This window comes from Haloarcula salinisoli (assembly GCF_019599405.1).
Lineage (GTDB): Archaea > Halobacteriota > Halobacteria > Halobacteriales > Haloarculaceae > Haloarcula > Haloarcula salinisoli.
In genome coordinates, this window is sequence record NZ_RKLQ01000004.1 from 72,020 (window position 1) to 85,288 (window position 13,269).

A 13,269-nucleotide genomic window follows, 5' to 3' on the forward strand; every position below is an offset into this window, starting at 1 on the left:
GCTTCGACGAATTAGATATGCGCGGCCTCTACGTGAGCCCCCATCTGCAGAGTGACTGCTTGGGGACTCGCTTGGAGAACGCCGGCGAACTGTTGCTCGCCGTTCGTTCCGAACCCGAATACGATGAATTCGGGGAGCCAATCGAAGGTACCGGTCAGGTAGAACTTGACGCCCACTGGGTGAACGCTAGCCTCCGAACGAGCGTTGCCACGGATATCGACCCGATAGATCTGGCTGACGAGAATCTCACTGGCCTCCCACTGGAAGCACAGGAGCGTCTGCATGGGCTTCGATCCGAGCGCAAACGCCAGCGTGAGAAAGCCTTGGCTGCAGCTGTGATCGGTATCGACCGCGAGGCTCGTCGACGGGATGAGCTCCTTGATGAGCAGCATGATCGTCGGGGGGACTACCTGGACCGCATACTCGGCGCCGGATTCACTCGCTACGATCCGTTTGCCCGACTCGACGACGAGACGGCAGCTAGTGTTCGCGAGACGGCCGCGAAACTGTCTGATCGGTTGCTCACTGGCCCAACACTCGAGGCGCTCGAACACCGCCTTGCGGGCAAGGTTCTCGGTGGACAGTCACTCTACACAGCGATGTCGAACCTTCAGGATGAGTGCTTCCAGGAGGCAGGCGTTATTCAGCCCATCGCGACGGTCCCTGTAATCCCATCGAAGTACAACGTTGAGGCCGACATCCAGGGCGAGGTCACGACACTCTGGCAGCCAAAATCGTCGTCCCAACAGCAGGTCGGCATCATCAAAGACGACACGGGGACAATCAAGTTCACTATCTGGACTCGTTCAGGGCAAGATGTCATTCTCCACGAAGGCGACCTCGTCCGAATCGTCGCCGGAAAGGTCGGAAAGTACAACGACCAAGCGACGCTTGCGGCGGATTCTGAGACGCTCATTACCGTCATTGACCGGGGGGATGGTCCGGCGCCGCGGGGCGACATCGCGGAAGTCGACTGGGAAGTGGTCAAAGAGCGCAACATCACGCGTGGAATCGAACAACCCCACCAAGTGCATTCAGCGAAGACGATCCCGGCTATGGGTGCGCCTAGTGTTGAGAAGGTTTCTCGTCCGGTCCATACGCCACCCGACCGGCTTGATGAGTCGAAAGGCAACGGCGTCGACGCCGGCGAGTGGCTGAAGGCCACGGAAATCTACGAAGAAGGTGGTGCAATTCCACTCCCCGAGTGGTGGCGGACTCAGGATAACGTCGTCACCGTCAATGTCGACGATGATGCTTCCAGTCAAGCAGTCAACGCTGCTATCCAAGAAGTGGTCGCGAATACGTCAGCACCGGATTCTGACCCTGCACCGGCCGGATTAGAGGTCACTGATATTGCTGAGGCGGGTGACGAACAGTTGGTCGTTCCCGATGGCGGGCAGGCCATACACACGACTCCGATTCCTCCAGGGAAACGCCGATTCTGGGCGCTCATTCGTGATGATGCGTTGTTCGGAACTGCATTGCAGTCACCGAGTGAATCCGCGCCATCGTTGACCGGAGCCAGCGAACTCGTGGGTGTCGCAGAGCGTCAGGAAGACGTCGAAACGACGGCTACCTCGGAGCCGGATATTAGCCTCCCGTCGACAACTGCGACGTGCCCGGAGTGTACTCACGACCGGGCACACTATCGCCTCGTCCAGCTGCGTTCTATCGACGAACCACCGACGCGGATGTTGACCTGCTGTGAGTGTGCTAATCGATGGCGTGAGGACAACTGATTCAGAATCGTAAACAAAATTCCAGAATCATATAAATACGATTTGCACTCTAAGTTAACGAGATCCTCCTCAAACCGTTCAATACTGCCCGTTTATTTTCTCCCGGTGAAGGAAGAGAAGAGCCGGTGAGTCTCTCACTTTGGGATTGTTCTTCCCGCTTTCAGTTTCACGTGTCGTGAACGCACTCATCAGCACTTCCAAGCACTATCATGAGCTTTTACGCTTCTATTGCCGGCTACATTACGTACCGTTCGAACGACCATCTCGAAGCTGTCCTTGATTATCTCAAAAAAGGAAACTGGATGAATGACAGCGAACAGTGGCGTGTCTACGGTGATTCAACTCACACCCGAGGCCAGCCCGCTGTCAATCACCACAGCAATTCTCTCCTCATCCCATTTGGACACTATCGCAATTTGGCCCGAGTGACGACGGAACTTTTTGCAGGAGCGACTGATGGGTGCGTCGTCAGCGCATCTACCGATGGTTGCTTCGATGCCTGGCGTGAGACACCGCTCGACAGTGCTTCTGGTGTTTCACCGGGGGCAGGCGGGCCTGTTTCTTTGGTCGAATGCATTGATCTCGTTGACTACGCACGGCTCCGAGGGCTGGGAACGAGAACCCCCTGTGAACCTGGATATATTGAGTGGCAGCAATCTGTAGTCGGCGCATTTCACGATGAGTACTATCCTGATCTCTCTGAGTCTCTGAGACCGGTCAATGGTTGAGAAAACGCTATCGTTATACCGATAACTCTTAGTGATTTTCACGGGGCAACACTAATACTGTTAGCTGTGATAACGATAACTAGTGATGATGGAGTATAACGACGAGACGGCGGCTAAAATCATGTTGGCGATTCGTCCGGGGGATTCTATCCGACGGATCGCCCAGAAGATTGACGCCTCATACTCCTGGGTCTATGACTGGATTGAACGATTAGACGACGCGGACTTCATTCGTCGGGACGGCGGTGTCTATGTCGAGAACTACGCTATTAGAGATCGCTATTTCGATCTCATGGCGGCAATCTCACAGTCGGTTTCTCCCTCAATAGACGATGGATACGTTATCCCCCACTTTGCCGAAATGTCGTTCGCCTACACGAAAATTGACAGTGTCTATGTCTGGACTCATGGGGGATATCAGATAGCTCGGGGTCACGACGATTATCCGATCTTTCTCAAAGTTCGTGACCAGGATGTCGAGCGCTGGACCGCCTTCTTTGATGAGTTCGGCATCCTCAACTCTGTTGAAGAGCGATTAGATGAAAGTGTGCTTGATTCGCCGGTCTCGTATGTCCTCTTCCCCTCCGCTGACGAGCTCGAACCTGAGTGGGTTGAGGGCAACCCTGTTATTTCACTCGACGAGACGATTTCTCATATGATGGAGAACCGTGTGAACTACGAACCGGCTTTGGAGATGATCGCTACAGAATACGATCGGGATCTCGACGCTAGTCACGAGGATCCACGGTTGAAATCATGAGTCTGGGTGAACGTGAAGCGGAGCTGTTAGACACACTTGAGGCTGTAATTGGGGCTGAACTCCCATATGTTCTAGTCGGAGGATGGGCAATTGCAGCCTTTAATCAGCGTTTCACGACCGATGTCGACGTTGTCATACCGGCTCAAGCACTAGAGGCGTATACCGATCTTCTGACTGAACGTAACTACGAGGTCACCGCCGATGTGAAGCGAAACGACCTGTATGAGGGGCGGACTGTCCGGTTCACAAAAGATGTTGGGAATCCAGTCCAGTTCGATGCGATGGTTGATGCTTTGGGCTGTCGACAAACAGAGGCTGAGTGGTCTTATCGACACCTGGCAGAGCATTCTATAGAGAAAGAACTGCGCACTGCTCGTCCGATTACAGCTCGGATTCCGGAACAAGAGTTACTGTTTTCTCTGAAACTTCACAGTGGTCGAAAAGCAGACACACGCGATCTGGTTGTTCTCGCTGCCGATGCTGATTTTGAACGAATCGGTCGACATCTTCACCGTGGAGAGCCAGAAAAACTCGCAGCACGCATCGAAATCGTTCTTGAGCGCCTCACCTCTCCAGATTTCGAAGATGCATTTAAAGGGGTCTTCGAGCAAGCATCAGTACCAACACAGGATATTGATGCAGTAGCTGCCTTCCTTCGCGATCAGCTTCGACGTCTCGATACTGATCAGTGACTACCACTCTCATTTAGCCAGATAGCGCTTCACGCTGATTTGTGCGCCCCCCGTTGGATAGGGGCCGACGAACTGTTGTCCCGTAATCAATGTCCACAGAATCTTCACCCGCAACTGGTCGTCGACATCAGAAACAAGAACGCTCAAACCTCTCTACGGAAGAAACGCCAACGTCCCGGCTAGCATCGGAGCGCTGCTGTCCTGAGTGTGAGAGCGACGACTTGGTCGTTCAACAAAACGAAACTTACTGCGAGAGATGTGGCCTCGTTGTCCACCGTGACGACCTCGATCGTCGCCGGAGGTGGAACTACACCGAGAGTGGACGTGAGTCCGAACGGACTGGCTCTCCAACCACCCATCGGCTTCACGACCGAGGCCTCTCGACCGATATCGGCTACTACCGAGACGGCGCCGGAAACCCGCTCGATTCGAATACTCAACGGCTGTTTTCGCGCCTCCGTCGCTGGGATGCTCAGTCGAAAGTTCCCTCAAAACGGGATAAATCGCTGAGGGATGGTCTTAGCGAGATTGCTCGGTTAATTAGCGTTCTAGACCTCTCTGACTCGATATTCGACGAAGCCGTGGATATCTATCGGAAAGCGTGGGATGCGAACTTGCTCAAGGGTCGCTCCATTGAGGCGATTGCCAGTGGTAGTGTGTTCGCTGCCTGCCGACTGGAACAGCTACCCCGGCATAGAAGTGAGGTCGCCGACGTCGCCCGTGTCGACAGTGATGCGATCGATAACGCCTATGGGCAGCTGAATCGGGAATTGGAATTGGCAATCCCACCATCTCTTCCGCAAGATTTCCTCCCACGTATTGCGTCGGTAATCGGGGCGGCCAATCACGTTGAACAACGTGCCCGAGAGCTGCTTCTTTGTCCTGCGGTCGGCAGACTTTCGAATGGACGACCGCCGTCTGGGGTTGCAGCCGCCGCATTATATCACGTTCAGCAGGCTGAGACCGGTGAAAAACGTGTATCTCAAAAGGCCATTGCTGAAGCTGGCTTCACTTCCGCACTCACCATTCGAACGATTTGGCGGAAGCTTCAGGAGCTCGAAAAGGAGGGGAAATTGTGCGACAACGCCGATACGATGCCTACGTTACACACCGGCGGTAATCCAGCCAAGCGGTAGCGTAGGACGATTGAAAAAGAACATCTCCAATGCTGATTTGTCACCCCCGGTGCGGTGAGGGGAGATAGGCCTGCAAGTGTGCTATAAAAGAGCCACTGCATTCCTTGGACTTTCCCGCCACTGCGAATCTATCGCAGAGCAACTAATCGATTATGAGCACGAACACTGAATCCACAGCAGACGCACAACCTGAAGACGATATCGACAATCTGGAAATCGAAGCCGACCCGGAAGGTACGGTTGAGGAAGACGCTACTGACGCAACAACAAACGAAGAGGTCGATGGTGAGGCTAATATCGACAGTGAGCCAGCAGCCGACCTGACCGACGAGCAAGACACCAGTGAGGAGTCGATAGCAGAGGCTTCCGACGAAGCTGATGCCGAAGACGAGACTGAGGAGGAAAGCGTACTCACGGGCCCTCCAGAGCGCTTCCAGGCTGCGATCTTGGGTGGCGAACTCAAGAATTTCGTCTCAACCCTGCGAGTCATCGTCGACGAGGCGAAACTGACTGTTGGACCGGACGGCATTACTAGCAGAGCGGTTGACCCAGCGAACGTCGCGATGTACGATCTAGAGCTGTCGGCTGCTGCATTCGAATCCTACGAGTCCAGTGACGGCTTGCTGGGAGTCAATCTGGAGCGATTCGAGTCCGTTCTCAAACTCGCAAAGAAAGATGATCTCGTCCAGGTTTCGTTCGACACTTCCACGTACAAGCTTCTCATCGTCATCGACGGTGTCGAGTTCACGATGGCGTGTATCGACCCCGATAGTATACGGCAGGAGCCCGAAATTCCGGAGATGGAACTCCCAATCAGCCTTACCGTCGGGGGGAGCCAGATATCGCGAGCGGTGAAGGCTGCTGACATGGTCTCCGATCACATCGGATTCCGCTGCGTAGAAGCTGACGAGACAGTGTTCATCGAGGCTGAAGGCGATACCGATGACGTCTCGCTCAGACTCACTGCTGACGAATACGAGAGTCTAGACGCCGTTGACGGACGAGCACTATTCAGTCTTGACTATATCAAGAACATCTCCAAAAAGCTCCCCAAGACTGACGATGTCACTCTCACATTCGGAGACCAATTCCCGATGCTGGTAGACTACGAAATTGCAGACGGCGAGTGTAGTGTCGCAGCGATGGTGGCCCCACGTATCGAGACCTGATGACGGCCAGAGAGCGGCTCCGAATGCATCTCGTACAGGCATTGACGCGGGCGGAATCTCCAGATGTAATCGTGCATCTCCAGGCGGCAATTCGAGAATGCGATTCTCTGCCGCCGGCATCGTTAACCGAGTGTCCGATCTGTGGTTGCTGTGGTCTACCAGAACGCCTGCTTTCACATGACTGTTGCAACGGATGCGATGGGTAGCCGAATGTTCGATGGTTCACGCGGAAATCGAGGATCCAGGTCTCTTGCGGATTTACCAACAAAAAGTACACTCTGAGTCTTTGTTGATCAAATTTTCGCTGTTTTCCAGAATTGGAGAGCGTCTGTACCATTGTACTGAATGATAGAGCCTCCGGCGACAACCCCCTAATCAGTCAGTATTCAGCGGCACGACCATACCTCACCCAGGATTGCCGATGCAACACGCAAAGACACGAAGCCAGCCACACTGCGTAGTTAACCAACATTGGCGAGTGAAAATAGCCGAGTGTTGGTTAAGGTACTATCGGGAACTCTCGCCCAACGCTAGCACATATGTCCCCGCACCATCCACGCCACAGTCAAGAAAGTCGACAGGGCTTGAGATGTCCTTCTTTCTCATAGGAACTTCACCGAAGATTCATGTTTATCTCGGTATTGTATCCTCTAAATTGGCGATTATATGGACTTAAGCGCTGAGAAAATTTCTGAATACAGAGAGAAGGTCACAGAGAGAGCATCAAAAGCTGCCGATCAGGTATCTCATATTCCCCGCGGTCGGACGATGCCAGATTTAGAGCAGATGACCATATCCGAGACAAAAGAGTTTGGTATGGGTGTTGTTTTTGTAGATATCGTACAATCAGGAAAATACCTGACCGATAATGGCCCCCGCAAAACAATGCTCATGTTGAATGTATTTATCCCGCAGGTTATGGATTTGGTCAATGACTTCGATGGCCATTTTGAGAAAAATACCGGCGACGGTGTCTTGGCATACTTTGGTGTTGAGAAAACAGAAAGGTCAGCTGTTGAAGATCTCTTAGAGTACTTCGCCTGCCTCAGATACGTTGTAGACGAAATTGTCAACCCTGAACTTCAAGAATACAATGTCCCACCCATTTCTATCAGCGTCGGTGCTGCATACGCACAGGATGTCTATCTTTCCCGGATTGGGGTCTGGGGACAGAACCGTTTAACAGCAGTTTCGACGGCCGCCAACGTCGCCTTCGAACTTCAGGAGCGTGCAGGGGCAGACGAATACCTAGTTGACGAAGGTATACGAACTTTTGCTGATAGCGAGGACGGATGGGGACAGCATCTAGAAAAAGAGGGGGTGCTGCGTGGCTTCCGCTGGGGTTCATCAGAGGAAGGACGCCATACCTCACGCTACTACTCGTTTATCGGTGGCTTTGAACAATCACGGAGTGATGAAAATGACTGACAAGGAGACTATTGGGTCCCAAGAGTTCGCTTCACGTATTCAGGACCATCTGAATCACTATATCAAGGCCGCTGACCGGAAGGCGTCAATTTTACTAACTGGTCATCTTGCCTTTTTAGGACTGTATGCTAATCTGGTAAAACCAGTATTTAGTGAACCGACGTGGCTTGAATTATTACTGATTGCGGCTACCGCCGTTTTAACGATCATCGCTGGAGGATTATCTTTGAGTGTCGTATATCCTCGCACCCCTGAAACACCGCAAGGATATATGCTCTGGACTTCAATCCTCGACCATGATGAAGAAGAGTATCGAGAGGAGCTGAAGGACTTAGATCCAGACTCTATTCTCACTGAGATGGTGGATGAAAATTATGCACTAGCGGAGGTGGCTGACCAGAAGTACCGGCACTTTCGGTGGAGTGTACATATAACAATCGCGATGGTTGCCTCGGCGCTGGCTTCGTATCTATTCGTCGTCGTATAAATCAATCAGAGCCGACGATGAGCAGCTCTTCATCTGAATCATTTTCACTCAGAGCGTACTGGTGATTCAGACGGTACGTAGTGACATTACGTTTATATTCAGCCAACGTGTCCTCAACTGTCTCGGGAAGCGGTGCAGCCTCAGTATTATATGAGAGTGCAATATGTCTGTCGGAGAATCTATTAAATATTGTATGGAACGCGTCAAGAATGAGCTCGGGGTCATTCCACGGTTCTCGACTGTGCTTCAGCCGCTTTGTTTTTAAAGAGCGATTGATTTTGTCTGCCCAGTTATCGTAGTCAATGTATCCATCCAAAAAATGGTAATAAAGTTTGTAATTCGACACTGGCTGTGATCGATCACGAACATAGTATGGCGGGTCAAAATAAACTAGATCAGTCTCAGGCGGTGATTTCCACGAAATGATATCACGATTATATGCTCTATGGTCATACGGATTTGCGAAGACAGCAGAGTTGTACTCGACAATGAACTTCCTAACCAATTTTTCAAATGGTTTCTCCCATGTCGTCTTGTTCCCAAAGGAACGCTCAACATCTCGGGTTCGCATGTTCAAGTTCGCCCGGTGGAACAAATTATATGGTCGTTTGACCAGACAAGCTTGAGAGAGTGCGGCAAAGACAATTGCCTTTTTATAGGGTTCGTCGATGATGCGGTCGATATTACTTCGGAATTTATCTAACCACTCATTCTCTTCGTCAGTAAAATAGAGCCCTTCGAACTCATCACGGACCGTTGTCGGATAGGCTTCTGCTGGCTGATCAAACCGAAATAATTCATCTACCGTTTGATGGTCAACTCTAGTAGCATCGTTCTCAATAATTGCCGTGCCAACTTGATGGTTGAACCGTAGAAAGTCGTTGTAATCCGCTCGAAGACCCTCCGTTTTGGCTTTATAAGAAAAAACACCGGTACCACCAAATCCGTCAAGGACTGAATCGAACGAATAATCAGACAGACAGTCCCAAATCCAGTCGATGATTTTGTTTTTAGACCCTTGGTATCGAGTGGATGGGAATTTCGCTATATCCCGATTTTTTCCGGCGATTTTGATGTCAGCAGACGACGTGTCAGCGCGAACCAACGGGGCCATATCCCTTCATAATATTGCTTCACAAAAAGTCTTGATATCGCCTTAATTCAGTTGTCCAGTAACTCCGAGAGAATCACCCTTTTGAGTTCGGGCTCAACATCCTCTTCGATGTCACTGTCCGAATCTACACCCAGATAAGCGCACAACTGCTGCCAATCATCTAAATCAAAGTCCAAAACGACTGTTTTCTTATCAGGTTTTGACTGTCTGTGTCCTTTCAGATCATCCGGCCCTTGCGAGTTCTGAGATGACTCAGGTATCTCTTGCGAGGTGTTGTTGTCGTTTTCAGACTCGGAGCTATCTGATGAGTCTGAAGAGTCGGTATCAGACGATATTGTCTCACTCGCGTCTTCGGTTGTGGTGTGCCCTGTGGTTTGTGTCTCCCGGGGCGTTTCTCCGTCTGTCTCGTCTTCTGTAACTTCTGAGTCGGTCTGTGACTCTTGATGCGACCCTAGCGTTGCTTGGCTATCTGAGTCGCTATTCTCTGACTCTGTGGTATCTCCCCTCGCCGGAGTCTTTTCGTTAGCTGGGTCGTCCTCTTCAGATTCTACAGACTCTACTCCATCATTACTCGCAACCGAGGTGAGTGAGTCGTAGTCTGCGTAGTGTCGCAAATACGCTTTATATACCGGAACCCACCACTCATCAGAAAAGTTCTGTCGTCTCCCTCTGTTTGCGTCCTCTTGAGCGGTAGCCCGAACTTCTTCGATAGTGTCTGCCAGCTCTTTATCACTGGTATCGGCTGGACAGTCAGGTACAGGAACCAGTTTATTGAGGGCGACCTCCTCTACTTCGGCTACGTTGGTATCGTTGACTATCTCCCTATATGTGGGTCGGAATCGCTCGTCAACCAGATGGGGAGCGGTAATACCAGCCTCAACATGAGTGTCGATCGTCTGTTCAAGCCAGTCTTTGTCATCATAATCCCGATTTGGCTTATCATTAACCCGCTGACGGCCACGGTAGTCGAATTCGTAAAGGTGGCCATTGTTTGCTTGCCATTCGCCAGTACTGGAGTACGGTTGAAGAAATGCCGCAGGAAATGTGCTGTATCTGGCTGCCCGCCAGTACGGCTCAACGATGCTGTCGAACCACTCCTCATAAACTTCCTGCATCAACGAATCGTACTCGTCAATGTCGTTCTTCTGAGTGTCCCACGGAAGACGTTCGGCATCACCAGTAGTTTTGAAGAACAGACGTACTTTGAGGCGACCACGTGATGGGCCAACCTCTCCAACATTCTCAGTATGCTCGGTGTTGTAACCACCTTTAGCGTCGGTGTTTCCAGTAATTACTTTCCGGTTCTGACAAAAAATATCTGTTCCGGCTTCGTCCTCATTTGCCGTAGCCATCAGGCCAACTTGAATAGTGATTGAAACATCGTGATCCAAGTTGTGCCTCCGGAGAGTGATGTTCTCGTATGACCGTGGATGAAATCCATCAAATGGCGTAAATGACCAATCAATTGGCTCGGGCACCCGTACTTCTTCTCCGTTGAGCGAAATAGAGAGGTGACCAGTGAAATCGGGCGAAGATTGTAGAAACACTTCGTATGTCTGGCTGAGTTGGTGACGCAATCCATCTATGAACTGTTCTGTATCAATTCCACTGGCATCTACGTCCATTTCTTCGCCTGCTTCATCAAGATCTAAGGCCAAATCGGTAATCGAGATAGTCGTCGTACCAGCCTCCATATCGGTGTACGGCCGCTTTTCAACCTCCCAATCCTCTGGTTTCTCTATCCATTCTTCACTGATTGAAAAGCCATACCCGAACTCTTGTTCTTTATAACGGCTCCGTAGCTCGGCGTTACGCCCCAGTTTGACGATTGCTTTCTTCGCGCCAACACCATATGCCCCGATTGGCGTATTTACCGTTTCCTTGGTTGACTCACCCAATGCGAACAACTTTCCAATCTGGTCTTCCTCGAGCCCACCACTGTTGTCGGTAATTTCGAAGAGATCTTCGCTGGGGTCATACGTGATGTCGATATCAAGATCCGTCTGACGACCATGGACGCGCTCCCAATTGTCCAAGGCGTTATCGATTAGCTCTTTTATTGCACCGACTGGGCTCACGTCTGATTGGATTGAGCGATATGTTTCCTTGCTAGGACTGAGATCCATTGTCTCTGAGTCAGGAAGTTTCCGTTCCTCTGGCATCTTTATGGTAAGAAATCATATTGTACTTGCAAAAACCTATTGTTGAAATCTATCTTTGAAACAGATCCAGGCAGTTGAATCAACTACTGTTCCTAAGAGGTTATATCATATCTGAGCAGGATTAGCCTATGACTGAATAAGAACCCACGGTCTATGTTGTTGAACACAGGTTAGCGGGGGCTGGCAACATAGGAACTCATCTGTGTCGAACGTCTCGGTATCTTCGAGGTCCTCTGCGGCCCGAGGCGTTCGTCGAGTGGCTTGACGCCAGTGAAGGTGGACGAGCACCCCAGTTCTATCACTTCGGTACGCTCTATGACGAACTCAGCTACAAAGAGCAGCAGGCCATCGCACACGGTGTTCCTCGATTTCCGGCGACATCGATAGCCCCTTGGAGGAGGGCGGCAAATCGGCTCACCGGCAGTTCAACGGCCAGTGAGCCATTATAACGTATAAACCCCACACAGACGAGGCGACAGATATCAGCTGGCGGCTGTTCAACACCCATGAGGCTACTTACTCTTCAGCGGTAATTGGGAACAAACGATATCGACGGAATATACTTCGCGAAGAAATCACGCATCCAGTGAGAGGACGATATCCGCATCCCACAGGAGGGTGTATTGGCTGTAATGTCCTTTTCCTTCACCAGTCCCCCGTCGGCTGCCCGCAATTTCTAGGAAACAGAGTTCATTGAGCAATTGCCGTGTTCGTTCGGCTGATAGCGGATCGGCACCACTCTGCTCACACACGTCGAGATACGTCTCGCGTATCTTCATCGTCCGGAACCACTCCCGCTCAGGCTGGTTTTTCGTGAGATTTGCCAGCGCGATCAAGACATGCTTGCTGTGAGGAGGCAATCCCGATATGAGTTCGAGTAGACGATCCACTTCCGCCGAAGCCCGTGCATCGGAGAGGTGAGATTCCTTCACCCGGTCGGCGTTTTCCTTATTGGCTTGGTCACCGGCATACCGAAGGAGTCGCATGGCCTTTCGAGCATCTCCGTGTTCTTTCGCGCTCAGAGCGGCCGCACGAGGAATCACCCCGTCGTCGAGAACTCCATTGGCAAAGGCATCAGTCCGATTCTGGAGAATTTCCCGGATTTGACTGGCGTCGTAGGGCTCAAAGATGAATTCGTTGTGCCCGAACGAGCTCTTTGTCCGCTCGCTCATCTTCTCCCGGTAGTTAATTTTGTTCGACACTGCGATCACGCCAATCGGAACATCCACACTCCCGTCTTCTCCTGCCCGGGAAAGCGCCATCAACAGGTCGTCGTTATTGAGTTTGTCAACTTCATCGAGGATGATGATCGCAGCATCATAGAACTCGTTCAGGACTGACCAAACTCGCTCGAAATACTCATTCTCGGAAATCCCTCGAGCCGGGAACGTCATACTGCTCTCTGGTGGGTTGATTGCCCGACCGTACTTGCTCAGTGCATCGGAGTTGCCCTTTGCCTGCTGGCAATTGACGTATCCCGTTGCAAGCCTCACACCGCGATTCTCAGCTTCTTCTTTAGCGATTTTTGAGACGTGCTTTGCGACGAGGGACTTTCCACAGCCCGTTTTCCCGTAGATGATGATCGAATTCGGCGGCTGACCAACGACTATTGGCCCGATCTCTTCTGCCACCTTCTCAATTTGTTCATCGCGACCGACGATGCGCTTCTCACTGGGGACATAGTCGATTTGGAGTATCTCTCGTTGTTCAAAGATTCCCCCACCACCCTCGTCGACATTCTCAAAGACACTGTGGATGGTGTCTGACCCGTCTTCGCTATCCATTGTCAGAGTCAAACAGCTGTAACCGCCATAAAGATTAGGGGGACTGGATTAGGAGTAATAGTGTGAGTAT

At 51.4% G+C, this 13,269-nt stretch carries 10 protein-coding genes; 7 read left to right on the top strand and 3 right to left on the bottom strand.

Annotated features, from left to right (window positions below; genetic code table 11):
* Positions 1-17 precede the first annotated feature (17 nt).
* The 7 genes from EGD98_RS17585 to EGD98_RS17615 all read left to right on the top strand — a co-directional run bounded on the left by EGD98_RS17585 (position 18) and on the right by EGD98_RS17615 (position 8,139).
* Positions 18-1,739 carry a hypothetical protein gene (locus tag EGD98_RS17585; RefSeq protein ID WP_220589707.1) on the top strand — a complete coding sequence of 574 codons (1,722 nt, stop codon included), beginning with the start codon at positions 18-20 and terminating at the stop codon, positions 1,737-1,739.
* Between the two features lie 816 nt (positions 1,740-2,555).
* Positions 2,556-3,227: a helix-turn-helix domain-containing protein gene (locus EGD98_RS17590; RefSeq protein WP_220589708.1), complete on the top strand. Its 672-nt coding sequence runs from the start codon at positions 2,556-2,558 to the stop codon at positions 3,225-3,227.
* Positions 3,224-3,919 carry a hypothetical protein gene (locus tag EGD98_RS17595; protein ID WP_220589709.1) on the top strand — a complete coding sequence of 232 codons (696 nt, stop codon included), beginning with the start codon at positions 3,224-3,226 and terminating at the stop codon, positions 3,917-3,919. Before EGD98_RS17590 ends, EGD98_RS17595 begins: the two co-directional genes overlap by 4 nt.
* An 89-nt stretch (positions 3,920-4,008) precedes the next feature.
* The gene (locus tag EGD98_RS17600; RefSeq protein WP_236039599.1) at positions 4,009-5,055 is read left to right on the top strand and encodes a transcription initiation factor IIB; all 1,047 of its coding nucleotides are present in this window, start codon (positions 4,009-4,011) and stop codon (positions 5,053-5,055) included.
* A 152-nt stretch (positions 5,056-5,207) separates the two neighbouring features.
* Positions 5,208-6,224 (top strand): DNA polymerase sliding clamp, encoded by a 1,017-nt coding sequence (locus EGD98_RS17605; RefSeq protein WP_220589711.1) that lies wholly within the window; start codon positions 5,208-5,210, stop codon positions 6,222-6,224.
* Positions 6,225-6,992: 768 nt separating this feature from the next.
* Positions 6,993-7,652: an adenylate/guanylate cyclase domain-containing protein gene (locus tag EGD98_RS17610; RefSeq protein ID WP_220589712.1), complete on the top strand. Its 660-nt coding sequence runs from the start codon at positions 6,993-6,995 to the stop codon at positions 7,650-7,652.
* A complete protein-coding gene (locus EGD98_RS17615) occupies positions 7,645-8,139 on the top strand; it encodes a Pycsar system effector family protein (protein ID WP_220589713.1) in 495 nt (164 codons plus the stop codon). The genes EGD98_RS17610 and EGD98_RS17615 overlap by 8 nt, the downstream gene beginning before the upstream one ends.
* Position 8,140: 1 nt before the next feature.
* Here EGD98_RS17615 and EGD98_RS17620 read toward each other — a convergent pair whose 3' ends face one another.
* The 3 genes from EGD98_RS17620 to EGD98_RS17630 form a co-directional block, all read right to left on the bottom strand.
* A complete protein-coding gene (locus EGD98_RS17620; RefSeq protein ID WP_220589714.1) occupies positions 8,141-9,253 on the bottom strand; it encodes a DNA adenine methylase in 1,113 nt (370 codons plus the stop codon).
* Between the two features lie 47 nt (positions 9,254-9,300).
* On the bottom strand, positions 9,301-11,415 hold the full coding sequence (locus EGD98_RS17625) for an ATP-binding protein (RefSeq protein WP_220589715.1): 2,115 nt from the start codon (positions 11,413-11,415) through the stop codon (positions 9,301-9,303).
* Positions 11,416-11,990: 575 nt separating this feature from the next.
* Complete coding sequence (locus EGD98_RS17630; RefSeq protein ID WP_220589716.1) at positions 11,991-13,199, bottom strand: orc1/cdc6 family replication initiation protein; 1,209 nt, start codon at positions 13,197-13,199, stop codon at positions 11,991-11,993.
* Positions 13,200-13,269 lie beyond the last annotated feature (70 nt).

What these genes read in the sequence shown, in the direction of transcription:
- EGD98_RS17595 (WP_220589709.1), top strand. Translation starts at nt 3,224, where the DNA reads ATGAGTCTGGGTGAACGTGAAGCGGAGCTGTTAGACACACTTGAGGCT.
- EGD98_RS17625 (WP_220589715.1), bottom strand. Translation starts at nt 11,415, where the DNA reads ATGCCAGAGGAACGGAAACTTCCTGACTCAGAGACAATGGATCTCAGT.
- EGD98_RS17605 (WP_220589711.1), top strand. Translation starts at nt 5,208, where the DNA reads ATGAGCACGAACACTGAATCCACAGCAGACGCACAACCTGAAGACGAT.
- EGD98_RS17630 (WP_220589716.1), bottom strand. Translation starts at nt 13,199, where the DNA reads ATGGATAGCGAAGACGGGTCAGACACCATCCACAGTGTCTTTGAGAAT.
- EGD98_RS17590 (WP_220589708.1), top strand. Translation starts at nt 2,556, where the DNA reads ATGGAGTATAACGACGAGACGGCGGCTAAAATCATGTTGGCGATTCGT.
- EGD98_RS17615 (WP_220589713.1), top strand. Translation starts at nt 7,645, where the DNA reads ATGACTGACAAGGAGACTATTGGGTCCCAAGAGTTCGCTTCACGTATT.
- EGD98_RS17620 (WP_220589714.1), bottom strand. Translation starts at nt 9,253, where the DNA reads ATGGCCCCGTTGGTTCGCGCTGACACGTCGTCTGCTGACATCAAAATC.
- EGD98_RS17600 (WP_236039599.1), top strand. Translation starts at nt 4,009, where the DNA reads ATGTCCACAGAATCTTCACCCGCAACTGGTCGTCGACATCAGAAACAA.
- EGD98_RS17610 (WP_220589712.1), top strand. Translation starts at nt 6,993, where the DNA reads ATGCCAGATTTAGAGCAGATGACCATATCCGAGACAAAAGAGTTTGGT.
- EGD98_RS17585 (WP_220589707.1), top strand. Translation starts at nt 18, where the DNA reads ATGCGCGGCCTCTACGTGAGCCCCCATCTGCAGAGTGACTGCTTGGGG.